Consider the following 25,825-nt stretch of genomic DNA (forward strand, 5'->3'; position numbering starts at 1 on the left):
GAGTTAAGCAAGAGCCAGGGATCCCAACCTACGTTATTACTTTTAAGAAATCCTTCGTCGCAAGCCTCTCAGCGACAACGGTTTTCTAACCTAACGCCTACGAGTCTACTTGGAAGAAAAAACATACTCTGTGAATGATTACTGACAAGAATTCCTTCTTACAGGTGATAGACTAGCCAGCTCCTCATAAAGATATTCCAAATCTAGACATAAACTTTTTAATTGGACAACATGATATCTATCCTTAGAGGCCTTTTTTTGTAATTCGTCATATTGTTGGAGCAAGAGTTCCGTTGCGTCCGCAAAATCCTCATTATCATAGTCTTCTAATCCTCGGGTTCTAGCCAGTAAATCCTCAAATTCAATTTTTAGATCCTCAAATTTTTTTTCAGCGTTATTGACTATGTTATTGACTATGACTTCTTCAGTATTTTTCTTATTACAACGAAGTAATAAGTATAAGAGCAGTACACCTATAGGGATTAGGGCAATTAGTCCTAAATAGGCAATATTAGTTCCAGTAGAGGCCGGCTCTATTGTTCTTGCTTGACACTCAGTGCTATTAGGAGGACAAATACTTGGTGGAGTGGGAGTGGAGTTAAATAAAGCGTTGGAACTTGCGGGGATATAGTGCTCTTCAGCGGAATAAATAGCTGCGGGGGCCGTTTTTACTATTGGGCGTTTTTTTGAGGATGGTAGTTCAAGCAGTTTGGGTGGCTGTGGTGCTTGCAGCCCTTTAGTTTCATGCTGAATTTTAATCCATTGATGCATGGATAGCATGAGTTTATTTAATTGTTGCGCTTGTCCGGCAAGATTATCGAAGCTGTTTGTTTTGGTATTAAGTTGATTTAAATGACGTATCATCTCATTCACTTGTCCTTTTAGGGCTTTATTTGTTTTGGCTAGGTCGGCGGTAGTGGATGGGAATTGCGCTAAAGTATCTTGATTTTTAATGAAAGTTTTTAATTTTTCTTGTTCTGATGAGAGCCAGGTTTGCCAATATGATAAACTTTGTTCATCTTCTATTGCTTTATGATACTCTTGGGTATTCGCATTGATAATAACCTCTATATATTGTGACGAATTATCGATAAAACCTTCAATCTGACTTAATAGCGTTACCATTTGCTCTTTAAATTGATAGACAGTATAAACCTCACCAGCTTGACCTAATAAATCCATAATTTGATGAATCACTTTTTGAAATCGATCCAATTCATTCAGATCAGAGATAGCTTTAGCATAATGTTCTAAGATCTTTTCATCCATTGAAATTAATTTAAAATTAGGACAGTTTTTTAGCTGTTCTACTGTTAAATGCAAGACAGATGCAAGGTCGGTACTGATTTCTTTACTACCGCTACCGCAATCTCGCGCAGCTAAAGTGGGGTGGTTGGTCGGAGCATCAAGTGCTGGAACTGAAAAATCATAAGAGTGTGGATTGACTGGGTTGATGTTTAATGCAAAATGAAGGATTCTATTACGCTCACTTGATAATTTTCTTATGTCTTTTGAGAGCTCACTAAACTTATCTTTGAGTAGTTGCGTTTCAATCTGATGGCTCAATTGTGGTCCTATTTTATCGTCTATAGTTCTGCGAAAATTAGCCATAAATAAGCGATCTGAACCAACAGTTGGTGGAATGTTTTTCTCAATAGTACGTACATATCGAGTCACTAACTCCAGCTGTTCCTTCACTTGAGCAATGTTAGGGTTTTGACTTAGCTGTTTTAAAATAAAATTAACATCAAGAAAAATGTAGTTTATGGGTTGATTTAAATGCTCTGCTGGCAAATTACTATTTCTTAATAAAAGATAATCGCCTACAGCTTGCATTAGCTCATATAATGCTGGCCATTGAAGGCGTTGACTGTCTACAGGCTGAACATGAAAATCATCTCTTGTTAATATATGACGAGTTTTGTAAGCATCGGAGTGGATCCACGAGTTTTCGTTAATATTGATTAAAGCCTGTTGATCTTCAGCAAACCAGGAGCTCGGATTGGTTAAATAGCTCTGATCAATACCCGAATTTGTCCTGATTTTTAAAACCCATTCGCGAAATGCCAACTCATCCTGAGTATAACAATTCTCCGAATGAAACCAAAAACGGTTCCTGTGAGGTATGGGCTTGTATGTAACTTTTTGTTCCCCTTTTTCTTTTACCATTATTTCTCGCTCCTTGAGAAAAATGAATCATCATAGAAATATTATTCCGCAATAGTAGATTTAATAACCGTCTATTAATGATATCTCCAATCAATTCGGTTATTTTTGAACCAATAAATTTGATAACATTCTTTATCTCAAGATGCAATAGTATGAATATTGATTCAGAAATTTTCGCATGAAAAATCAAGGATTTCTTGGAATCCTACTTCTTAAACGGTTCTTCCACAGAACATCCTTTTTTGTTACATTATATTTTTTGATTTTAATGGGTTAGTCATGCCATCTTTTGATATAGTTTCTGAAACGAATGAAGTTGAATTACGTAATGCTGTAGATAATGCTGTGCGTGAAGTTGGTACTCGTTTTGATTTTAGAGGGGTTGAAGCGACGATAGAGCTAAAAGAGCTTACCGTTACTTTACGCTCTGAATCTGATTTCCAAGTAAGGCAGTTAGAAGATTTATTCCGTAATCATTGTACTAAACGTAATGTGAGTACTTCGGGGATCGAGATAGAAGATGAACCAGTACACAGCGGAAAATTCTATTCATTGAATATGACGTTTAAGCAGGGAATTGATCAGCCCGCAGCTAAAGAAATAATAAAGTATATTAAAGAAACCAAGGCTAAAGTGCAGGCCTCTATTCAAGGGGATAAAATACGCGTCACAGGTAAAAAGCGTGACGATCTTCAAGAGATTATCGCCTTATTAAAAAAATCGGATATAGAGTTGCCTTTACAGTACGAAAACTTCAGGGATTAGAGTTACAAACTGTTAATGGCCGTGTTATTGTACGACGGCCGTTATTGGTAACTGTTCACCTAATGATATCAATTTAAGCTTTTATACGTTGCTCGTATTAGCGCAGCGGTAGCCCCGATTCCAGGAAATCCGGGCTACATATGCTTAAGTTGGTGCTATTAATCGTTCACAACCTCTCATGTCATTCCGAACGATTACCATTACTTAGATGAACTAATCATCTTCTTTCGTTCAGGCGTTAAGTTGCAGTAGGCTAGTTTAGCAAACTCCTCTGCGGATACAGGTTTACTCATGAGAAATCCTTGACCGATATAACATTTTTTTGCGATTAAATAGTTGAGTTGTTGTACGGTTTCAATTCCTTCTGCGACAATCTCCATACCCAGTTCGTTAGCTAATTTGATAATAATATCAATAATGATGACCTTGTCTTTTTCATTATGAATGTCACTAATAAATTCTTTATCAATTTTTAGGATATCAATAGGGAGTGTTTTTAATCTATTTAATGAGGAATATCCTTTACCAAAGTCGTCCAACGACAGTTTTATACCTAATTCAGAGATCTGGTTAAGCACTATATTTATTTCTTCATTATTAGTCATTAATAGACTCTCGGTGATTTCTAGCTCTAAATACTCCATTGGATATTTATAATCGTGCAGCGTGGTTTCTAAAATAGTGAGAAATTGATTATGGACTAGCTGAATAGGGGAAATATTAATAGAGAAGGGCAGCATATGATCATAGAGATTATCCCATTTCATGACTTGTTCACAGGCTTTGCGTAAAACCCAGTGTCCCATATCGATAATTAGTCCTGTGCTTTCGGCAATGGGGATGAATTCATTGGGTGATATTGATCCTAAAACTTCATTATGCCAACGCAATAGAATTTCTGCACCAATAATTTCTTGATTAATAAGGTTAAATTTTGGTTGATAGTGTAATTCAAACTCATCATTTTGTAATGCTTTACGTAAATGTGTTTCTACTTCAGATTCACGATGTTGGGCATAACTTAGTTGTTCTGTGTAAAATTGATAGGTATTTTTGCCACAATTTTTAGCTTTATACATCGCTAAGTCAGCTTTTTTTAGCAGATCATCAGTTGTATCTCCATCACCAGGAAAAATCGCTATGCCAATACTTGCAGTAACAGTAATTAATTTGCCGCTAATAGGATAAGGACTATTGAGTTCATTTAATATTCGCTCAGCAAGTTGACGAGCTGAAGAGGGCGAATGTAAGTTGGTGGCGATTAAGGTAAATTCATCACCGCCTACTCGCGATAGCAGATCTCCTTTTCTGGTGATCAAAATCAGACGATTTGAAAATTGCTTTAGTAATTCATCGCCATGAATATGGCCAAAAGTATCATTAGTGGTTTTAAAGTTGTCCAAGTCAATGAGTAATAATGCGAGTGAACCACCGCTTCGCATGGCATTTGCAATGGATTTATCAAGTAAATTTTCGAATTCCCGTCTGTTGAATAAATTAGTCAGGGAATCATGGGAGGCGATGTATTTTAATTCTCTTTGTTTTGTTTTTAATCTTTTTTGCGCATTGAGTACAGAGGAATAAGAGATTACATAGTGAATAATAAGACAGGTACAAGGGAGTAAATAAGTGATGATCTTAAGAAAATAAGCGATATTATAAGCACTGTCGTATGGAGCATTGGATAGCATCATTAAATAAATTGACATGACTATTTGGGTAATCGCTATATAAAAAATACAATCTGTTAAAATGTATGGATACGTTTTATATGTTTTGGGGTAAATAAAAAGAATTAATGATAGATAAATGCCTATAGAAACCAATTCATAAGGTCTAGAAAAATAAGCATCCTTAAACCACATTGTAGGTAATTTTATGACTGTGGCAGCATAATAAATCAGAGTAATCGCTATCAATACTAAAAAGGTTGCGAGTAGAATAAAAGTAGATAAATTTAAATTTTCTTCATCATTGCTATGGAGTAAGAGAGTTAATCCTACTATTAATATTAACCCACTAATGCTATTTGAAAAAATCCAAAGTAATGCGTCCAGGTTATTTTTTTCAATATATGGCAGTGATATGCCATCAATAACTAAAATGTTAAGGGCCTCAAGAGAGCCTGAAAATAATACAGATAAACCAATGATTAATGCAATTTTATCATTACTTAATCGATATTGAGTAAAGGCCAGTAAAACAGTAATTGCAGCAAGAGAGAAGCCAGACCATTGTAATAAAATTTGCCTAAAATAGCCACGGACTTGTGATTCTACAAGTTGCGAATGCAGTCCTTGATTCAATTTATTGGTTATGGAGCTAAAGTCCATTCCAGAATGGAGGCCGAGGTAGGGGAGTCCGAGCAATAAAATGATAATCAAGACTAAGAATTGAGGTATTCTTTTTAATGCTACTTCATTAAAGGTAAATGAATCGTCCATTGTTTATACCTACTTCACTAAAAATGTTTGAAACAAATTAGTACTATCCTTTTATAAAATTTAGCATACTATGGGGCTAATAGCTTATTTTGCAGAGAAAATAGTTTGGTGATAATAAGCACTGGTATTTAGTAGCTGTTTGTATGGACTATTCGGTTGTTTGATTATCCAAGAGGAGAAGCTTTGATTCAGATGAGCCCTTGAGTGCACATAAGTATAAAATAACTTGATAAAACTTGTTCTCGCTTGGTGATATTCTTTTTTCCATGGTTGTGCGGTAAGAGAAGGGGATTCTCCAAATAAATTAATTCCGCCTAGAGCTGCTTGGCGTGTGATAATATCTTCTAAACTGAGATGTTGTGAATTAGATAATATATCGCGCATGACCATGAATGTGGTTGTTCTCCCATTCCCTGCTGCACAGTGGAAATGCAGCCAGGCATTAGCTGGTAGATTTTTAATAATTATTAAGAATTGGTCGACTTGATCAGGTGCGGGTGGATGATAATCTGGCACCTCTATCCTAAAGTAGCCTGTATTCGCCTTTTGGGCTGTTTTTTGTTCACTGTCAATTTCTTTCACCGCTATTGTTACTGGGTCTATTGGAACCTTAATTCCCTCTTGTGGTTTGCCTAGTTTATTAATCTGTACGATCCCGGATTGGGTCAAATAGTGAGTCCATTTTTGCTCGGATTCATTGATTTCTTTAGGAGATTTTCCCCAATTTATTTCATCTCTTTTATAGAACAAACTAATAGGTAAGTTGTTAAGATAAAGATGAGTTTCCTGTCGTAGGTCAATAAGAACAACGGGATGTTTGGAACCTATCTGTTTTTTCAACCATATCATACTTCCTAAAGAAGGTGCGGCACTACCAGAAATGAATAAGGTATCCATTCCATAGCGATTTATTTTCATATGCTGCAAACGTAACATTTTGGCCGCATCCCCAGTACTTCGCCAATGAACCGGCTCTATTTCAGCTAAACCATTGCTGTCTTGCCAATGATTTTTTGTCCAAAATGCTCCCTTAGGAAGTTGTATTTTTGTCGATGGTTCATTGATTTTCATGTTATTAGCTTCAACAAATAGAAGAGGGTTTATCAAGAATAAAATAGCAAAAAGGTATAGTTTAATTATTTTCATAATTCATATTGGACGGTTTATGATAGTTTAAACTTGAATTACTTAAGTTACTATTCATGACAAGAAATTCCTAATATATTTAATCCACGCTCAATATCATCGGCTACTGTTGGGGTGGATAATAAGTATTCTCCTGTATGTTCTGTTAATTCATCTTGAGCGAAATCAAAAGCCTCATTCCATTCCTTTTCGCTATAATCGCCGCGCCCTAAATACATTAATGCCACTAAGGTTGCTTGTTGATCAGGGCGTAAATTATCAATAAAGTCTACTGTTTCTTCATAGACAGGATCATTTTGATAATCAGCTAAAACATAGAGAGAGTCCATGTCTTCCGTAACTTCAGGAAAACTGACTTCCTCTTTGGCTTGAAATTGTCGTGCCTTATCAAGAAGGTCCGATATTGTTTCTGTATCAATATTTAACATATTTAACTCCTTATACTACTATTCTTCCTTATTTATACTTTGTATAAAGCCAGTCTATCTATATAAAATATAGTACTTTTCGTCGCTGTTATCTCTTAGGTTGATGCCCTTAATTGCTCACATCATGATGTGATTACTTCTTATACCCGGTCTCCTATCCAACAAAAGATGTTGGGCGAAAAAGAAGCATAAACGAATTGGGGGAGAACCTGTTGTGCTATAATTGAACAATACATGTTGGGAGGTCTTATGAGTAGAATCATTGCACTTGCTCTATCTGTATTTCTTTTTACAACACCCCTTGTTGCCATGGATGTTGATAACGGTAGAACCTCTCAAGCAGAAGCCAATATTCAAGATAAAGCAGAACAAGGAGATGCTGAATCGCAGCTTGAATTAGGCATTAATTATGAAAAAGGAAATGGTGTTGAGCATGATCTGAAAAAAGCTTTTTATTGGTACCAGAAATCGGCTGATCAAGGAAACCCCGATGCGCAAAATAATCTCGGTTTATTATATTTAAAAGGTAATGGCGTACCTCAAGATTACAACAAGGCCGTTTTTTGGATAAAAAAAGCAGCAGCTCAAGGATTAGGTATAAGTCTGAATAATATGGGTGTTTTATATGAACATGGAACGGGGGTGCCCAAAGACATGAAACAAGCTTTTCTTTGGTACAAAAAGGCAGCAGAAAAGGGGAGTGCAGAAGGACAATATAATGTAGCTGTGATGTACATGATTGGCGGCGGTGTTACCAAAGATATGAATCAATCTATTTACTGGTACAAAAAATCTGCGGAGCAAGGTGATCTAGATGCTGCAAATAATTTAGGTGTTCTTTATGAACGAGGTGATCTCGTTAATAAAAATATAAAAGAAGCTATTTCTTGGTACACCAAAGCAGCGGAACAAGGTTCAGATTTAGCGCAGACTAACCTAGGTGTTTTGTATTTAAGTAGTGATGATCCAATTAAAGATTATAAAAAAGCAAAATATTGGTTCGAAAAAGCAGCGGAACAGGGAAACGTAAAGGCACAAAATAATCTTGGCTTTTTATTTGAGCGAGGAATGGGAGCCGAGAAAAGTTTGAAACAGGCTATTTACTGGTATCAAAAAGCAGCTGATCAAGGGTATATGATGGCTGCAAACAATTTAGGCATTCTCTATTCCAAGGATGGCGAGTTTAAAGATTATACGCGGTCGCTGAAGTGGTTTCAAAAAGCGGCAGATAAAGGGTTTGCTGATGCGCAAAATAGCCTTGGTTTGATTTATATGAATGGCGCGGGTGTTGAAAAAGATAATAAAAAAGCTTTTTTTTGGTACAAGAAGGCTGCCGATCAAGGGTCTATGTGGGGTAAATACAATCTTGGGGTAATGTATATGAATGGCTTGGGGGCTAAAAAGGACAGCAAACAAGCTGTAGATTTATTTCAGATAGCAGCAGAACAAGGCCTTCCTTTAGCGCAAAATAATTTAGGTGTTATGTATTTGGATGGCGATGGGGTAAAAAAGGATTATAAAAAAGCGGTTTATTGGTTTAATAAAGCGGCTGATCAAAATCTTGACGTAGGTGAAATCAATCTTGGATTAATGTATGCCGAAGGTAAAGGAGTACCTAAAGATTTAGCAAAAGCTAAATATTGGATAGGCAAAGCTAAAGAAACGGGGTCTTCTGATGCCAGTAAGCTATGGATGGCTTATAAATTATGGAGGTATTAATACGGAAGGTAGGGTTTTTGCTATTATTATACAAAAGTAAAGAATAAAAACTAATGGACTAGTTCTATGCCTCGTTTCCAGATAAAAAACCCAGAAAACAGACAATGGCGAATGCTTTTAGTTTATGATTTTTATCGGATTTTAAGCGTTTTTTTATTTTTAGGTATTTATTTTTATAGTTATAGCTATATCTATAAACCGCATTCTCTTCTATTTTTTTCCATTCTTTTTGTTTATTTTATTTTTACCTTACTTTTTCTTTATTTGGGTTATTTCCAAGTCCTTAATTTTGTTAAACAAGTATTGTTATCTGGAACTATAGATGTCATAGCCATTTCCTCTATGTTGATTATTATCGGCAACATGCAGGCCGGGTATGGTATTTTATTAAATGTCACTATTGCTGCATTGAGTATTTTAGTTCCTGGGCGGCTGGCAATATTTTTTGCGGCCTTAGCTAGTTTTCTGCTTCTATGTGGGAATACCTTACAATTTTTCCTGAATCATCAAAAAGATTTAATCACTTTTTATTACAGTGGAATTTATGGCGCCGGTTTTTTCGGCACCGCATTAACTGCTTGGTATCTTTCTAACAGGATAAGGGCTTCTGAGGTTTTGGCCCAACATAGAAGTGATGAGTTGGCTGAAATGCAAAGAATTAATGAGTACATCGTGGAGCAACTGCATTCAGGCATTATTTACGTAGATGAGGCCAAGCAGATTAAACTAATTAATTCCGCAGCACGGGCATTATTTAATATGAGTAATAATAAAGTGCTTATAAATTTAAATCAGTTATCTCCTTTATTAGTAGAAAAATTTGATAATTTTTTGATTAAGTTCAAGCAAAATGAACGTGTTGTTCAAACTGTTATTGAAGCGCTTTATCTTCGAGTGCATTTTTTTTCTACCGCAATAGCTAATAATCCTGCAGTACTCATTCTTGTTGAGGATATGACTAATATAGCTCAGCAAGCACAACAACTTAAATTGGCTTCATTAGGGCGTTTTTCTGCAAGTATTGCCCATGAATTACGTAATCCTTTAGGTGCTATTGCACATGCCGCTCAATTGCTTGGTGATGAAAAGGGCTTGAATCAAGAAGATATTAGATTAAAACAATTAATTATCAATAATTGTGAACGGATGAACGGAGTTATTAAGAACGTATTACAGCTTACTAGACGCCAACAATCGCAGCCACAGGTTAATGAGATGTACTCTTTTTTAGAGCAATTTAAACAAGACTTTTGTCATAATAATCATTGTGATTTTATTATTAAATTACCTGAAGACAAGAAATTATCAGTCGTTTTTGATAAAAGTCAGTTAGAGCAAATCTTAGTTATATTATGTGATAATGCAATGCAGCACGGCCGAGATGAAGAGGGAAATGCTCGTATAATAGTTACTGTTAAATCAACAACCTATAAGACAATAGTCACTGTCAGCGATTTTGGTCAGGGTATTCCTGTTGAAAATAGAGATAATATCTTTGAGCCTTTTTTTACGACATTAAGAAGCGGAACAGGAATGGGATTGTTTCTTGCTAGAGATTTATGTGAAATTAATCAAGCGAGGTTAAATTTGATTGATTCCAGTAAGGGGAGTTGTTTTGCTATTACCTTAAATTCTATGGATGAAGTATTAATATGACTAGAAGTAATGTGCTCGTTATAGACGATGAACCTGATATTCGTGAATTATTCATGCTGACTTTATCGCGCATGGGGGTGTCTTGTGATACTGCTGTTGATTTCAAGCAAGGTTTAGACCGCATTAAACAAAATAACTACTCTCTTGTTTTAACCGACATGCGTTTACCCGATGGCGATGGTATAGAAATTGTCAAGTTTATCCAGAAGTTTAAGCCGCAACTTCCTGTAGCAGTAATCACTGCCTATGGCAATGTGGAGGGGGCCGTTAATACTCTAAAAGCAGGCGCTTTTGATTATGTGTCTAAACCTATTGATTTAGTCATGTTAAAAGAGCTCGTTAAAACTGCTTTAGCGATGAAGAATGTTACTCAAGAAGAACACGATGGATTACTTGTTGGCGATAGTCTAGTCATGCAACAGTTGAGAGAAAATATTCAAAAACTTGCTCGTAATCAAGCCCCAGTTTTTATTCAAGGAGATTCCGGGGTGGGTAAGGAGCTAGTTGCTCAATTGATCCATGCCCATGGCCCAAGAATGGATAAACCTTTTATACCGGTCAATTGTGGGGCTATTCCTGCAGAATTGATGGAATCTGAATTTTTTGGCCATAAAAAAGGAAGTTTTACAGGAGCAATAGCCGATAAATCAGGTTTATTTGTTGCGGCACATGGCGGTACTTTATTTCTTGATGAAATAGCTGAACTTCCCTTAGCAATGCAGGTTAAATTACTCCGCGCGATTCAGGAAAAAGCAATTAAGCCTATCGGTGAATTATACGAGATTCCAGTTGATGTGCGAATTTTAAGCGCAAGTCACAAGAATTTATTGGAGGAAATAAGCGCTGGTAGATTTAGACAAGATTTATATTATCGTGTTAATGTAATCGAATTACGTGTCCCTACTTTATCAGAAAGATTATCTGACATTCCTTCTTTAGCTTCGACAATCATAAAAAAACTGACTAAAAACCAAAAGAAACATTCCGTTACTCTGCGGCCTGAGTGCTTGGATGTGTTGCAAAACTATCATTTCCCTGGCAATGTCCGAGAGTTAGAAAATATTCTAGAACGCGCTATGGCAATGTGTGAGGGAGATGTCATTGAGGTAAAAGACTTGTATATACCTCAAATAGCCACGATGCCCCCCATTGTTTCTTCATCCACCTCGGCTGGCTTGACAGGGTTCCTATTGGATCAGGAAAAAGAATTAATTCTTGATGCGCTCAAGAAAACCAAATGGAATAGAACTGCCGCAGCTCGATTATTAGGGGTGAGTTTTAGAACCTTAAGATATAGGTTAAAAAAATTAGGCCTCGACTAAAAGTTGTTGATCACTCACATTATTTAAATAGTGTTAATTTTGAGTAATCAGCTAATATTTACCCGCTGATTGGATAAAATTGTGTGTTACTATTATTATTACATTAGAGTAATAAATTATTGTGGTGAATTATGTCTAGTTCTTCTGATGATGTGCAAGCCCCTTTTAAGCTATTTGGAGATATACGCTCTCAGGCAAATGATAGTAATTTAAAGGAAATCCAGAAAAAAGGCGATGAGCAAAAAGCATTATTAATTAAACAAATCACTGATAAAATAACTGCAGACCAGAATCTTTTCTTTTCCATGTTGATGAGGCTTTTGGGAGAGAAACAGCAACAAGATACTTTAAGAGCGGAGCTAGAGCGTGAGGCTCAGAAATGTGGCTTCTCTAATTTACAACAAGCGATAAATGTTGTACGAAATCCTGATGGACAAAGTCCCTTACAACAAGCATTTCAACAACAAGATTTTGGATTAGCCCAACGATTGATTGATTATGGAGCAATTCCTGGTCCTATTGAACGTGCTGCTTTTGATGTTGCCTTAGATAGTAAGGCTGCAAAAGATTTTGGCTTTACCCCTCAATATGCTAAAGAAGATGCACTGCATCCTGTTAAAGATTATGGCTTGGTTCTAGGGATAGAAATGACCAGTAAGGATGGTACCTATTCTCAGTTCGGCCATATTGGTCCCACCTACCAACTCATGACGGATTCTGTTAATAAATATGCAATGAGTGGTTTCCCCGCAGATAAAGGATTTCAGGAAATAGCGGATGCTTATAAGTTTTCAAATAAAGCTGCTGGATTTTCTTATAGTACGGCAACAAGAGATCCTCAAGCAGGTCAAGAAATAGCTGATAGAATTAAACAAGGGAAGACGACTACTATTCCCATTAGTTTTGAAGGTCATGCTATGGGGTTATCGGTTGTCCCTGATGGACCAAATTCTAAATCAGGTTATCTGGTTTTTACTAACAGGGGACTTGGTAAAAAGCCAGGTGAAGAGGGTACTCAAATTTATCGTGTTGATGATTTAAGTAAAATCGATGCAAAATTCATTAATTCAGCTATGAATGGCCATTCAAATGGGGCTTCTCATAGAGATATTATGGGCCAGATCCGTGATGTTACTGGTGGTAAGCCTCCTGTTCATACTATTCAACAAAAAGATCAAAAATACGATAACTGTTCTATTGCAAATACACGATCTAATATTCATGGTATTCTCGTATGTCAAAAAGCAAAAGAAAAAGGGGTTCCCGTTGATAAGCTTGGACAGGATGATTTAGATTCTGTTAAAAAAGATTTTAAAAAGTTCACTAAGGATATGCGTACTGATAAAGTGAAACAGTTAACTGAAGCATTAAAGAACAATCCCCAAGATGCTGATTTAAATAATTTAGCTAAAGAGTATTTAAAAAAACCTTCTAAGGTTTCTAACGATGTAAGGGAATCATTGGAAAAAGCATTAAGCAGCAATGCACAAAGTAGTCAACAAGTACAGGAACAGCGGCCAATGACGTTAAGTAAAATGTAGGGTGAATACATTGTAATATTTCTCTTGAAAAAAAAATTGAAATTTACTAAACCTTGGTCTAATGTTATAAGACGCTCCGGAGTATGCTTTGGAGCAAACTTTAATCATTTAATCACTAAGGAAAGTTATAATGAACTCATGGAATAGTGTTGTATTTATAAAAACAAAAAATGCTTGGTCTGATTCTGCTGCAATTGCCAAAATGAATGGGGTTCAAAGCCTATGGTCTACTTCTGGTGATTGGGATTGGTGCATTAAACTAGATCCTAAACATTCTACTCCAGAAGAAACTGCAACTTTTGTTAAAAGCCTCAGAAATGCTGATTGGGTTGCTGAGACCAAAACAAGCTGGTGGAAAGAAGTTTCTGTAAGATAATAAGCTCAATAATTATTTTTAATGTAGTAACTATCTTGAATTAAACATTTAAGACAGTTACTACAATTGTAGGATCTCGAGGACAATTCGCGAGACGTAGGCAAAAATGATGAATGGTCTTGGCGAAAGCTGACGACCTCCAAACCATGATACAAAGGTGTATTTTAACTTAACTGTATTCACTCATTACCTTCTTATAGACATCGGTTATTTCCCTTCCATTCCAAACATAGCTGAAATGAGCTCCCTGATTGCAGTGATGGATTATATTAGGCTTAAATAAGGCAAAATTTTCTCCTTCAGCGCGTACAGAATGGTATACTAGCCCGTTTCCTTGGTGTTCTTTAATTTGAGCACCTAAATTTTGACTTGCCTTATAATCTACAAGTGAATAAACAGGATTAGTTTCTTTATCTAAAATAGTTAAATCAAATAATTCGGCACTAAACTCAGCTATTAAACTTCGCATATCAAGTTCTTGTGCGGGTTCGCTAGTGTAAGATAAAAATCGCTCTTTATGGTAAATAGTTTCAGCAATTGCTGTTGATATTGAATCCGCAGCATAATAAACACCATAATCTCCATTAGAAAATCGGCTTCCATCAGGATTAATGTGTGTAAAGGCCGCCATAACATAACCACATCCGGGGACAGCGTATATCCGTTGCTCTTGGGGAACTAAATTCAAAAAACCTATTTCATCTTGAATTCTAGGATTTGTTAGCATTTGCACCGAATATAATGCTTCGAATTCATTTTCATTAGCAACGTCTTCAAATAAATGAATAGGGGGAAATTGAGAGGGGATAATGCGATAACAACGTTTTCTAGTAAAATTTTTTTTACCGAGTGAATCTATAGGTTGCATCACGATTTTCCGCCTCGCTCTGCGTTAAGTCTACTGGCAATAGCCCAAAGGTCAACAACTCGTCCTTGCATCATAATATCCATGGCCGAACGGCCGTTATAAAAGGGAGCCCTATTAGGCTTTCTAACCCATCTATAGACAGACTCAGGTTTTGAAAATAAAATTCGTAAAGCAGCATGAATATTTAAAATATAAGAGATACGCTCAATAAGATCATGACTAAAAGATGCTTTTTCTGGTGAGCTTTTGTATTTAAACCAGGTTGAGCGTTTAAGCCCTAGCAAGGTCAGAGCCTCTTCAGTAGTACATTGCCATTTGTCAAAAATATTTAAAACAACCTTGAAGGCTGTTTGGATCTGCCCATTGTCGACCTTAGGTGATGATTTAATTGGAATCATATCTTTTTCCTAATATATGCCATTAGTCTAAATATAGACTAATTTTAGTATTAAGTCTATATTTGTACTTTTGCCTTTAAAATTGACATTCTGCCTTTATTTTGATTTTTTTTGTTTTGTTTGTGTTAAACTTGTCGCGACAATTTTATATAAGCTTAGTGAGTTTGTTAGATGCCTATTTTAAATCAATTGTTTTTTCAAAACCTCATGAAAGAAATGAATGAGGAAGAGTTGAATAAATTAAATGTGCAATTAAAAGAAATTTATAAAGAAGAGCCCCATATTTTTCCAGAGCTCGATTCTGAGTCGCCTGATATTCCAGAGAAAGATTTTGAAACTTGTAAACGACAATTGTTGGCATTATTAACCTACATCGAAGAGTTAAATCCTGAAAAATTGGATCTATTTTCAAAATATAAAGCGAACGTTAACAAATTAACTATTGAGTCGGCAAAACCTGACATTTTAATTACTTTGCGTTCTGCAAAAACTACCCTGGAGCGCTCTTTACCAACCATTTTATCTGGACATGAGCAGGCTGATAAAGCGGCGTTAAATGATCTTACAGTAACTTTATGTTATAGCGGAGCTAACGCTAATTTAGAGCATGCATTAGGATATTTATCCCAAAAAACCTCTTTATCCGATGCAGTACATCTTGCAAAACGCAGTCTATTATTTTCACTGGCAAAAGATTTTCTCGGTACAAGGGGATTAGTTGAGTACGAAGGTAATGAAGTTCATTATGCTAACGCTCTCTTTAACTATGTAGCCAGTGATTATGGTTTATCTGAGCAGAAGGATCTATTTGCCCCAGATTTTCCCCCTGAATTATTACATGAATTTCGACAGGTCGTAGTCAAGGAACAATTGGATGTTGCTGCTCTTGTACGAGTACTTCCTCAATTTTTGCCAACATTATTACCAGTCAATATAACGCAATTATCTGAGTTCGAAACATTAAGTGATTTTTTTCAGTGTTTGGGAGAAAAAAAACCTGGTTTTGAACATTATCAGCTCCTCTATACTGATGAAGATATAGATGATGTTCCAACCTATGTTCCCAAGGAAGGCTGGGAAATATTGATAGCTGCTGTAATTGCTGATTATTTAGAAAAGGCAGGATATATTTCTGAGACACAGATAACGATAGAAGATAAAAAATTACTGAATAATGGCGAACATATTATTGATGCGAGCAATGGTACCTTTGCGCTTTTAAAAGATAAAGATTCAACATATCTTTCGAAAATACTACTACAAAATCCTAATATGCCAGTACCTGATGTATGGCGCATAATAAAACAAATCCCTACAGTTTCTTTGCTTGAATTGTATAGTTCAACGGAACCCAAGGAAGAAATGACTCATATTCGGAATTATTGTTTTTATGGATTGCTGGAAAGACCCGAGTTATCTATAGAATTTGTAGAATATTTGTCTAGAAAAATTAATGTGGCTTTCCCTTGCCCAGAAATTGAAGCACAACAGCGGGCTCTTGCATGTTACGTTTTTAATTCTGGATATCAATGTTCTGCTGAAATTCTGGATTTTTTAGTAACTAAATTATCAAAAGATCAACAATATAATTTTTTAATGCGTGCAGCTACAAATAATAATGTAAATTTCGTTAATTGTTTTTTATACCATGAACCTACATTCGTGTGGTGGGAAAGTCTACTTTTAGCTGCCGTTGTTCATACTTCTACAGAAGTACTTACCACATTGCAGCAGCATGGCGCTAATTTAAATCAAAAAATATGCCATATTCATTGGTGTCAAGGTAATGCGCCTGCTCATATTGCTACAGAGCTAGGTTGTATTGAGGTACTTGATACGCTAGGTGCCCTTGGAGTTAATTTAGATGGAGAAAATCATTTTGGATTAACACCAGCATGTATTGCCGCTATAAAAAATAATTCTGATGCTCTGATTGCATTGCATCGTCTTGGAGCTGATTTAAGCAGAAGGGTGCTTTTTTATGGATCAAATGAATGTCTTGATTATCAAGGTCGTGCGCCAGTTCATATTGTGGCAGCTTTAGGGCATACTCAAGTACTGCATACATTAGCACACTTGGGTATTAATTTAAATGTGGCAGATGATTCTGGACTCACTCCTGCTTGTATTGCTGTTATAAAAGGTAAACTTGATGTTCTCGATGCACTTCATCAACTAGGTGCTAATTTAAATATAAGCGCGACCAGAGGACAGCTTTTTTCTGCTCCGCATGTTTATGCGGGTAGTGCCCCAGTTCATATAGCAATCACTGTAAATAAGAAGGATGTACTACAAAAGCTCAAAGACCTTGGCTATAGTTTAGATGAGTATAATCAACAGGGCGACACGCCGGCATGTATGGCTGTGTACACCAATAATATCCTAATGCTTAGAGCCTTACACGAGCTGGGCGTCGATTTGAACAAACCTAATGCTAAGGGACTGACTCCTGCTTGTCTTGCTGCAAAAAGTGGTAATCTTCAAATACTTAGGGAACTGAAGACGCTTAAAATCGATTTAAATAAAACAGGAAGCACCGGAGCTACCCCTTTTTATACTGCTGCTGAATATGGTAGATCGGACTCTATTAGAACACTTCATGCACTAAAAGCAGATTTTAATATTCCTAATGAAGAAGGGCAAACTCCTGCGTTTATTGCCGCTCAAAAAGGACATTGTAAAGTATTAAAGTGGCTAAAAGTCTACGGAGCTGATTTAACTACTCCTAATCATCAAGGAGATACACCCGTCTATATTGCCATAGTCAGTGGACAGGTTGGTGTACTTAATACATTACAAAGTCTTGGAGTTGATTTAAGCCATATCATGGAGCGAGGGGATGAAGTTTGGCGGATTGCTGCTAAAAAGCAGGACATTAAAATGCTCTGTAAACTGATAGAAATAGGCGTCAATCCTAAGAAAGAAGCGATTTCGGTTATGAATCTGTCTTCCCAATCTATAGAAAAATTTCTTCTTAGTGCTATTAATTGCGATAACCTCTGTTTACTTCAAGACCTTCTAGACCTGTTAACATGCCCAATAAGCCCTGATTTAGTTTTCTATGCGGCACAATACGCTCGTTCTCCTTCGATACTTTTGGCACTTAATAAGCATTCAGCAATTCTTGATTACTCTGATCTTCTAGCAAACTCTTCTATTCATATTGCTGCGCGAGAGGGCAATGTGCACTCACTTAGTGTGCTAATGCAACTTGGTGCCGATTTGACGGAGGAAAATGGTGTGGGAGAAACGGTGGCCTTTATTGCCGCTAAAACAGGACAATATTCAATTATTGAGCAGTTAATAGACAGGGAAGAAGTATATCAATCAATACATATAAGCAAAACCGATCTTTTATACGGGCTAAAGAAATGTGAGCAAGATGTTCTTACTAGGGCGGAACATAAAATTGCTGAAAGAGTCGCTGCGGGCGATAAGCCTAATAAGCTTATTCTGTTTCCTAGAGATATAGCCGAAATTATGGGACATAACGATATTGTTATGTTGCTTGAACAACATAGGTTACAACCCAAAATAGTTCCACGCGTGTCTTCACCTTCATTTTTTGCAGAGCAAGATCGGCATAACCTTATATCTAGGCCTAATTCTCCTATACCAAGACCAGCCGCTCCTATACCTTGGGCTTGTTCCTCTGTAGAACCTATGTCTGTGGATGGGGAAGAACTGTCTGAAGATGGTTTATCTCAAAAAGCTAATTCTAGTAAGAGGCGATCTGCCGCTGCTTTTTTAGGCGGGGGAACAACAAAAAAACCAAAAGCACATAATCCATTAAACCCAGAAGAAGAGCATGCTTTTGGGCCTAGGTGAGATGGCTATTTTGCCTCAGCCTCGGGGTTTATCTGTAATTGTTGGTTGGATCTAGGCCCTCTAATTATTTACCAGGAATTTGATTTCATCAATTTTGGCTAAAATCCGTGCTTTTAAATACTCATCGTGTTTTGCCAAGTCTAGAGCTACTTTGAGTTGAGCTATAGCGGCTCTTTTTTGCCCTTCAAGCAATAAACAATGAGATTGAGTAAAATAGGCATAGCTTTTTTGATGTGATTCAGCTTGTGCACGAGCTAGAGCTCTGCAAAGCGGTAAATCCTGCTTATATATTCTACTGCCTTTTAATAACACACTGGTTGCTTTTGTTGCTTGATTCGCTGCAAGCAATGCATCACTGTATGCCATAAGCACTGCATAATTTTCTGGATAACTTTTGTTTAGTTCAGAAAGACGAGAAATGGCGGCTTGATGTTGCGACATTCCTGTTTCTGCTTGGGCCATAGCAATTTGAAAATAAAGATTCTCTTTATTTTCATTAACTAACGGTTTTAGTAGCTCCACTGCTCTTGAGAAGTTATTCTTATTTAATAAAGCAAGGGCAAGACCATATCGGCAGGCAATCGCATTATTCTGTTTATTACATTGGTGTTCATAATACTCAATAATGGAGTTATCTTCGCGAGCGACTGAAACTCTGATTATTTCTTTAAACAAGGAATAATCCAGCGAGTCTATATATTGTTTCTTAGATAATCGAGAAATACGATTTTCTGCTTCAGCGATACGCTCAGCATCTAAGGGGTGAGTTCGCAATATCGCGGGTACGTTGGCTGTATAATAGTAACGTGAATTTTCTTGCATTTTTTTGAAAAAAGCCGCCATTCCGCGCGGATTAAATCCTGCTTTGTTCAACATATCAATACCAATTCTATCTGCCTCTTTTTCCTTAGAGCGAGTAAAATTAATATTGTCTTGGGAAAATCCAGAAAGCGAGGCCATCATTGCACTCATTCCTACTGTAGGATTCAATACACCTAGAGCAGCAGAGGCGAGCAAGGAGGCGAGCATGGGAATGCGCATTTGTTTTTGATGCTCTAGCATACTATAGAGATGATGTAGGCGAACGTGCGCTATCTCGTGAGCCATTACTGAAGCAAGCTCATTCTCATTACTGGTCGTTAAAATAAGTTGCGTATTAATACCAATATATCCTCCAGGACCGGCGAAAGCATTGATTTCTCTGGATTTTACTATAAAAAAGAAGGGAGATTTTATATGACCAGCATGCGCAAGTTTCTGTCCTATATTATTAATAAACTGACTGGCCAAAGGATTGCGCTCTACGCTGTCTGATTGATTAATAAGCTGGATAAACTCTTTTTCCAATTGCTCTAGTTCATCTGTTGAGTAAGGAGATAACCCTTCAGAAAAGCAGGGAACCATCCAAATAGATAAAATTAATGGTAAAAGCCAAGATTTTAATTTGGAAATTATAGGGTTAAAGCTAAATTTTATGTTCAATTTAATCATTACACTACTCAAAAATTGAATAATTTGTTATCATTCGTGCACTGTTTAAAGGTGATTAATTGATGCACGAAAAGTTTCTGCTCGCGGCGTTTGAACAAGCCAAACTTGGTCGAGGCCTTTGCGCGCCTAATCCTAGCGTTGGCGCCGTTGCTGTGCAAAATGGCCATATTATAGCACAGTCCTATCATAAAGGCGCGGGTACTCCACATGCAGAACAATTATTGTTAGCACAAATTCCCCCTAAAATGCCAGGGGTTAGTTTATATATTACCCTCGAACCTTGTAATCATTGGGGAAAAACGCCACCTTGTGTGGATGCTATCATCCAATATGGGGTTGACGAGGTGGTTTTTGCTTATATGGATCCTAACCCTCTAGTTGCTCAAAATAATTCCTCTGTTAAGTTACGCGAAAAAGGAATAAAAGTCACCCATCTTCCTTTAGAGCCGATTAATGCCTTTTATAAAAGCTATGCTTATTGGATCAAAACGCGTAAACCCCGAGTGACTGTAAAATTGGCACAGTCTTTAGATGGCCGTATAGGACAGGCTGATGGAGGGCGCCTTATTTTATCTAATTCATTATGTTCTCAATTTACCCATGAGCAGAGAGCCATTAGCGATGTGATTTTAACTACTGCCCGGACAGTTCAGTTAGATGACCCTAAAATGAATGTCAGAATCAAAGGTACAGAACAAGCAAAACCCGTCGCTATTATTGACACTCATTTAAAATTAAATGCTGGGGCAAGGATTTTTTCAACAGCGCGCCATTGTCATATATACCATTATGAGCATAAGAATGTTTCGTATCCTAACAGTAGTTTTTATTCTATGCCTTTAAACAATGGAGCAATGGATTTAGATTCTATCATCAGTCATCTTGGACAGTTAGGGTATCATGATGTTTGGGTTGAGGCTGGCGGTGCATTGTTTAGCTCCTTACATCAACAAGGATTAGTTCATAGAACTTATTTATATATAGTTCCCATAAACTTAGGAGAAAAAGCGATTTCAGCCTACCAAAAAAATGGGTTATTTGATCGAGCACATACAATTTCATGGAATATTATGGGGGATAATATGATAGCATGTCTCGATTGGCAGGAGGATTAGTGTTTACAGGATTAATTGAGAAAAAAAGCAAGGTTATATCCAACGTTGCTCAGAGTTGTTCCCATAGACTAATTATTGAATCACCTTTTGCAGAGGTTCAAATAGGTGAAAGTATTGCAGTTAATGGAGTATGTTTGACTTTATTACCCTCTGAGGAAGGTAAGTTAAATTTTGATGTATCACCTGAAACACTTAATTTAACTACACTTGCTCAGTTGAGACCAGATAGTTTTGTTAATCTCGAACGAGCCATGCAAGCAGCGACTCGTTTTGGTGGGCATTATGTTAGTGGTCATGTAGATACTACGGCGTTGGTACACTCTATTCACTCTATAGATGAATTTATTGCAATGGAATTAACGGGTTTTAATCCCGATGCCATGCTTTATTTAATCCCCAAGGGGAGCATTACCGTGGAGGGGGTTAGTTTAACCATTAATGCTGTAGTGGATCAGAAAATACAATTTATGCTAGTTCCTCATACTTTGTTGCATACAAATCTAGGGGGCTTAGCGGTTGGTCAACGCGTGAATATAGAATTTGATTATTTAACCCGTATTGTAGCTCATCAGCTTCAAATCTTCGGGAAATTGAACTGTGAGGTAGAGCTATGAACTATTCATTAGCCACTATAGAAGAAGCGGTGGAAACACTTAAAGCCGGCAAGATGATTATCTTAATAGATGATGAAGATAGGGAAAATGAAGGGGATTTGGTACTGGCTGCCGAACATACCACCCCTGAGGCAGTTAACTTCATGTCTCGTTTTGGTTGTGGATTGATTTGTTTGCCAATGGCTAATGAATTGATAGATAAAATGCAACTTCCTATGATGGCGCGAAATAATAAATCACCTTATGGTACTGCTTTTACGGTTTCAATAGAGGCTGCCTCTGGGGTATCAACTGGAATTTCAGCCCATGATAGAGCTCATACCATTAAAGTGGCTATCGCTCCAGAGAGTCAACCTTCAGATGTTATTTCCCCCGGACATGTTTTTCCTTTGCGCGCAAGGAAAAACGGGGTTTTAGAGCGAACTGGACAAACAGAGGGGAGCGTTGATTTAGTTCGATTGGCAGGACTAATACCTGCTGCAGTAATTTGTGAAATCATTAATGAAGACGGCACTATGAGTCGGCGTGATGAGTTAGCCGTATTTTCTCAAAAACATCAAATTCCTATGGTTACGATTAAGGACTTGATTGAGTATCGTATTCGTCATGAAACGTTAATCCATGCTGCTGCAACTACATCTATTCCTCTACAGAATAAGGGCATTTTCGAGATGACCGTATTTGAAAACGATTTAGATTCATTTGAGCATTTCGTTTTGGTTAAGCCACCCTTATTTGGTAATCAAGTGCCTTTAGTTCGTATTCACTCTGAATGTATTACGGGGGATGTATTTGGCTCTTGCAAATGTGATTGCGGTGAGCAATTAGAGCAATCTTTAAATTTAATTGCTGCTGAGGGTGGGGTGTTGATTTATCTGCGTCAAGAAGGCAGAGGAATTGGTCTAGCGAATAAATTAAAGGCTTATGCGTTGCAGAACCAAGGGCTAGATACTGTTGAGGCCAATCTTAAGTTAGGACTTCCTGCGGATGACAGAGATTACGCCATTGCCTTTCAAATACTTAAATATTTAGGTATAGAAGCAATAAGATTAATGACTAATAATCCTTTAAAAATTGCAGCCGTAGAGCAATATGGAGTTACTGTCACCGAGCGAGTTTCTTTAGAAATAAACCCGACTAATGAAAATCGAGATTATTTAAAAACCAAAAAAGAAAAATTAGGACATTTACTATCAATTGATTAGGGAAGCTGCCCTCTCTGCCATTCAGAACGCAGCGAAGAGTTTTCGCTGTCTGCTCTGGATGGTAAAAGGGAGTGCGGTGACTCATAAGGATGAATATGAAAGAAATTAAAGCAGTGGTCACTGAATCTAATAATACATTTCCCATCGCATTGGTAGTGAGTACTTTTAACCGCTCTATTACTAATGCGTTAAAAGAGGGGGCATTGAGCCGTCTTGCTGAGTTGGGATTTAATGCAAATGACATTACCTTAGTAGAAGTACCAGGAGCAGTTGAGATTCCTTTTGTAGTTCAACTGTTGGCTAAAAAAGGTCTAGTACATTCCATTATTGCTTTAGGTGCTGTTATTCGTGGTGAGACTAGCCATTACGATTATGTCTGTGAACAAGTAAGCCAAGGTTGCCAACGAGTGATGCTGGATTTTAATATTCCTGTTATTTTTGGTGTACTCACTACTGAAGATGAGGAGCAGGCTTGGGATAGATTAGGTGGTAAACACGGGCATAAAGGAAGGGATATGGCGGATTGTGCTGTGATGATGCATTCAATACAGCAGCAATTGCGATAAGCAGAAGTATGGACCTATATCGTCGTTGTGAATAGTCGGTTGAGTCCCAGGCCCAATGGCACTACCTTAATAAAAGGAAGAAAAAATCGTAGCCCGTATTAGCGCAGCATAATACGGGAATACCCTGGCTCAGTGCACTGAAATCCCGGATTACGCTGCGCTCATCCAGGCTACAAAAACTTAAGGTAGCACCATTGAGTCCCAGGCCCGATCTACGTAATATCTCAATAATCCAGGGGGAAAAATGTCATCCCGAACGAAGTGAGGGATCTCCAAATTCAGGCACAGTGCTAATCTCCTTTCATTCGGGATGACATTTTCCCCCCTGGATTATTGAGATATTGCCAAGCTACTTTAGTTGTCTCTTTTTATTAATTATTTGGTGCTATATATATCAAGTCCATTCTTAATTTACATAGATTACGAATTTATTTACTAAATTTCTGTCATTTATATCTGCACTTTGATAGAATTAAATCCCGTTTATATGCAAATTTAATTTAGCGCCAATTTGGTGAATGCGGTTTTGAACGGGGTCAAAAATGACAAATTATATTTTTATTACTGGCGGTGTAGTGTCTTCTTTAGGAAAGGGCATTGCTGCTGCTTCTCTCGCGGCCATTCTTGAGGCCCGCGGCCTTAGTGTTACTTTAATCAAACTCGATCCATATATTAACGTAGACCCCGGTACTATGAGTCCATTTCAGCATGGCGAAGTTTTTGTCACCCATGATGGCGCTGAAACTGATCTGGATTTGGGACATTACGAGCGTTTTGTTAATACGACTATGACAAAACGTAATAATTTCACCTCTGGAAAAATTTATGAAAATGTTATTAAAAAAGAAAGAAGAGGGGATTATTTAGGGGGAACCGTTCAGGTTATTCCTCATATTACCAATGAAATCAAAAGATGCATTAAATTAGGGGCTGATGGATTTGATGTCACCATGGTTGAAATTGGTGGAACAGTAGGTGATATAGAGTCATTACCCTTTCTTGAAGCCATTAGACAAATGCGCATAGAACTTGGGGCGCAACGAGCTTTGTTTATTCATTTAACATTAGTGCCTTATATCGCGACTTCTGGTGAAACGAAAACAAAACCGACCCAGCATTCAGTTAAAGAGTTACGCTCTATTGGCATTCAACCTGATGTATTAATTTGTCGTTCAGAACAACCTTTATCTTTATCAGATAGAGCAAAAATTGCTTTGTTTACTAATGTTGAAAAAGAGGGGGTTATTTCTCTAGAGGATGCATCTTGTATTTATCAAATACCGATAATGTTACATCAACAAGGATTAGATGAAATTGTGGTAAAAAAATTGGCTCTGAATGTAAAACCAGCTGATCTTAGTGAATGGCAACGCGTTATTGATATGAAAGCAGTACAAACTATGACAGTTAAGATTGCCATGGTAGGAAAGTACACCGAGTTAAATGATGCTTATAAATCAATTAACGAAGCATTGCTTCATGCTGGAATTCATACCCAGACTAAAGTTGAAATAGTGTACATGGACGCCGAGTTGATAGAAAAACATGGCGCTTCATTGCTTGATGGAATGGATGCGATTCTTGTTCCTGGCGGTTTTGGAGAGCGCGGCGTTGAGGGTAAAATTCAAGCAATACAATATGCTCGTGAGAAGAAAGTACCTTTCTTAGGAATTTGTTTAGGTATGCAAACAGCAGTAATTGAATTTGCCAGAAATGTAGTAGGCTGGATGGACGCTAACTCTACCGAGTTTAATAAAGAGACTAATCATCCTGTCTTGGGTTTAATTAGCGAATGGATGGATGCTGATGGTAGCAAACAACTGCGTGATGAGCATACTGATCTCGGCGGAACTATGAGATTAGGTGCACAATTATGTCAATTGGAAGAAAATACTCTGGCACGCGAAGTGTATGGAAAACCGCAAATTATTGAGCGTCATCGTCATCGCTACGAAGTGAATAATATTTACATTGAAGAGTTGGTTCAACACGGATTAGTCATTGCTGGTCGTTCCGCCGATGGGGCTTTAGTTGAAATGGTGGAATTAGCTGATCATCCATGGTTTTTAGCATGTCAATTTCATCCTGAGTTTACTTCTAATCCTAGAGAAAGCCATCCTCTCTTTAAACAGTTTGTACTTGCTGCACGCAAAAAACATCAAGAAAAGGAATAA

The 25,825-nt window shown here is 37.2% G+C and carries 19 protein-coding genes; 12 read left to right on the plus strand and 7 right to left on the minus strand.

Annotation, left to right across the window (positions count from 1 at the left end; all coding sequences use genetic code 11):
- Positions 1 to 138: 138 nt before the first annotated feature.
- Positions 139 to 2,169, minus strand: coding sequence for a hypothetical protein (locus LFA_RS04905; protein ID WP_045095182.1), 2,031 nt, complete (start codon positions 2,167 to 2,169; stop codon positions 139 to 141).
- A 279-nt stretch (positions 2,170 to 2,448) separates the two neighbouring features.
- On the opposite strand from LFA_RS04905, the gene LFA_RS04910 reads away from it, so the two are divergent.
- Entirely contained in the window at positions 2,449 to 2,934 is a 486-nt protein-coding gene (locus LFA_RS04910) for a YajQ family cyclic di-GMP-binding protein (RefSeq protein WP_045095183.1), read from the plus strand.
- A 200-nt stretch (positions 2,935 to 3,134) separates the two neighbouring features.
- Here the strand turns inward: LFA_RS04910 and LFA_RS04915 are convergent, their stop codons facing one another.
- From LFA_RS04915 to LFA_RS04925, 3 genes are all read right to left on the minus strand, one after another.
- Positions 3,135 to 5,378, minus strand: a complete 2,244-nt coding sequence (locus tag LFA_RS04915; RefSeq protein WP_045095184.1) for a putative bifunctional diguanylate cyclase/phosphodiesterase — start codon at positions 5,376 to 5,378, stop codon at positions 3,135 to 3,137.
- 84 nt (positions 5,379 to 5,462) lie between these two features.
- Positions 5,463 to 6,449: a phosphatase domain-containing putative toxin gene (locus LFA_RS04920; protein ID WP_172653459.1), complete on the minus strand. Its 987-nt coding sequence runs from the start codon at positions 6,447 to 6,449 to the stop codon at positions 5,463 to 5,465.
- A 125-nt stretch (positions 6,450 to 6,574) separates the two neighbouring features.
- Positions 6,575 to 6,952 (minus strand): DUF3775 domain-containing protein, encoded by a 378-nt coding sequence (locus LFA_RS04925; RefSeq protein WP_045095186.1) that lies wholly within the window; start codon positions 6,950 to 6,952, stop codon positions 6,575 to 6,577.
- Positions 6,953 to 7,201: 249 nt separating this feature from the next.
- Between LFA_RS04925 and LFA_RS04930 the strand changes: the two genes are divergently transcribed.
- The 5 genes from LFA_RS04930 to LFA_RS04950 all read left to right on the plus strand — a co-directional run bounded on the left by LFA_RS04930 (position 7,202) and on the right by LFA_RS04950 (position 13,566).
- The gene (locus LFA_RS04930; RefSeq protein WP_045095187.1) at positions 7,202 to 8,671 is read left to right on the plus strand and encodes an SEL1-like repeat protein; all 1,470 of its coding nucleotides are present in this window, start codon (positions 7,202 to 7,204) and stop codon (positions 8,669 to 8,671) included.
- A gap of 66 nt (positions 8,672 to 8,737) precedes the next feature.
- Entirely contained in the window at positions 8,738 to 10,327 is a 1,590-nt protein-coding gene (locus LFA_RS04935; protein ID WP_045095188.1) for a sensor histidine kinase, read from the plus strand.
- The gene (locus LFA_RS04940) at positions 10,324 to 11,649 is read left to right on the plus strand and encodes a sigma-54-dependent transcriptional regulator (protein WP_045095189.1); all 1,326 of its coding nucleotides are present in this window, start codon (positions 10,324 to 10,326) and stop codon (positions 11,647 to 11,649) included. Before LFA_RS04935 ends, LFA_RS04940 begins: the two co-directional genes overlap by 4 nt.
- A 131-nt stretch (positions 11,650 to 11,780) precedes the next feature.
- On the plus strand, positions 11,781 to 13,190 hold the full coding sequence (gene ankD / locus LFA_RS04945; RefSeq protein WP_045095190.1) for a Dot/Icm T4SS effector AnkD/LegA15: 1,410 nt from the start codon (positions 11,781 to 11,783) through the stop codon (positions 13,188 to 13,190).
- A gap of 130 nt (positions 13,191 to 13,320) precedes the next feature.
- A complete protein-coding gene (locus LFA_RS04950; protein WP_045095191.1) occupies positions 13,321 to 13,566 on the plus strand; it encodes a hypothetical protein in 246 nt (81 codons plus the stop codon).
- A 169-nt stretch (positions 13,567 to 13,735) separates the two neighbouring features.
- Here the strand turns inward: LFA_RS04950 and LFA_RS04955 are convergent, their stop codons facing one another.
- Together LFA_RS04955 and LFA_RS04960 are read right to left on the minus strand one after the other, a co-directional pair.
- A complete protein-coding gene (locus tag LFA_RS04955; protein ID WP_045095192.1) occupies positions 13,736 to 14,434 on the minus strand; it encodes an RES family NAD+ phosphorylase in 699 nt (232 codons plus the stop codon).
- Positions 14,434 to 14,832, minus strand: coding sequence for an MbcA/ParS/Xre antitoxin family protein (locus LFA_RS04960; protein WP_045095193.1), 399 nt, complete (start codon positions 14,830 to 14,832; stop codon positions 14,434 to 14,436). The genes LFA_RS04955 and LFA_RS04960 overlap by 1 nt, the downstream gene beginning before the upstream one ends.
- A gap of 171 nt (positions 14,833 to 15,003) precedes the next feature.
- On the opposite strand from LFA_RS04960, the gene LFA_RS04965 reads away from it, so the two are divergent.
- Positions 15,004 to 18,660, plus strand: coding sequence for an ankyrin repeat domain-containing protein (locus LFA_RS04965; RefSeq protein WP_045095194.1), 3,657 nt, complete (start codon positions 15,004 to 15,006; stop codon positions 18,658 to 18,660).
- A gap of 60 nt (positions 18,661 to 18,720) precedes the next feature.
- Here the strand turns inward: LFA_RS04965 and LFA_RS04970 are convergent, their stop codons facing one another.
- Positions 18,721 to 20,151 carry a M48 family metalloprotease gene (locus tag LFA_RS04970; protein WP_045095195.1) on the minus strand — a complete coding sequence of 477 codons (1,431 nt, stop codon included), beginning with the start codon at positions 20,149 to 20,151 and terminating at the stop codon, positions 18,721 to 18,723.
- Positions 20,152 to 20,213: 62 nt separating this feature from the next.
- Between LFA_RS04970 and ribD the strand changes: the two genes are divergently transcribed.
- The 5 genes from ribD (at position 20,214) to LFA_RS04995 (ending at position 25,825) form a co-directional block, all read left to right on the plus strand.
- Entirely contained in the window at positions 20,214 to 21,266 is a 1,053-nt protein-coding gene (ribD, locus tag LFA_RS04975) for a bifunctional diaminohydroxyphosphoribosylaminopyrimidine deaminase/5-amino-6-(5-phosphoribosylamino)uracil reductase RibD (protein WP_045095196.1), read from the plus strand.
- Positions 21,266 to 21,880, plus strand: coding sequence for a riboflavin synthase (locus LFA_RS04980; protein ID WP_045095197.1), 615 nt, complete (start codon positions 21,266 to 21,268; stop codon positions 21,878 to 21,880). The genes ribD and LFA_RS04980 overlap by 1 nt, the downstream gene beginning before the upstream one ends.
- Positions 21,877 to 23,085 (plus strand): bifunctional 3,4-dihydroxy-2-butanone-4-phosphate synthase/GTP cyclohydrolase II, encoded by a 1,209-nt coding sequence (locus LFA_RS04985; protein ID WP_045095198.1) that lies wholly within the window; start codon positions 21,877 to 21,879, stop codon positions 23,083 to 23,085. Before LFA_RS04980 ends, LFA_RS04985 begins: the two co-directional genes overlap by 4 nt.
- A gap of 95 nt (positions 23,086 to 23,180) precedes the next feature.
- Entirely contained in the window at positions 23,181 to 23,651 is a 471-nt protein-coding gene (gene ribH, locus LFA_RS04990; protein ID WP_045095199.1) for a 6,7-dimethyl-8-ribityllumazine synthase, read from the plus strand.
- 542 nt (positions 23,652 to 24,193) lie between these two features.
- Positions 24,194 to 25,825 carry a CTP synthase gene (locus tag LFA_RS04995; protein ID WP_045095200.1) on the plus strand — a complete coding sequence of 544 codons (1,632 nt, stop codon included), beginning with the start codon at positions 24,194 to 24,196 and terminating at the stop codon, positions 25,823 to 25,825.

The organism is Legionella fallonii LLAP-10 (genome assembly GCF_000953135.1).
In the GTDB taxonomy this organism is placed as follows: domain Bacteria; phylum Pseudomonadota; class Gammaproteobacteria; order Legionellales; family Legionellaceae; genus Legionella; species Legionella fallonii.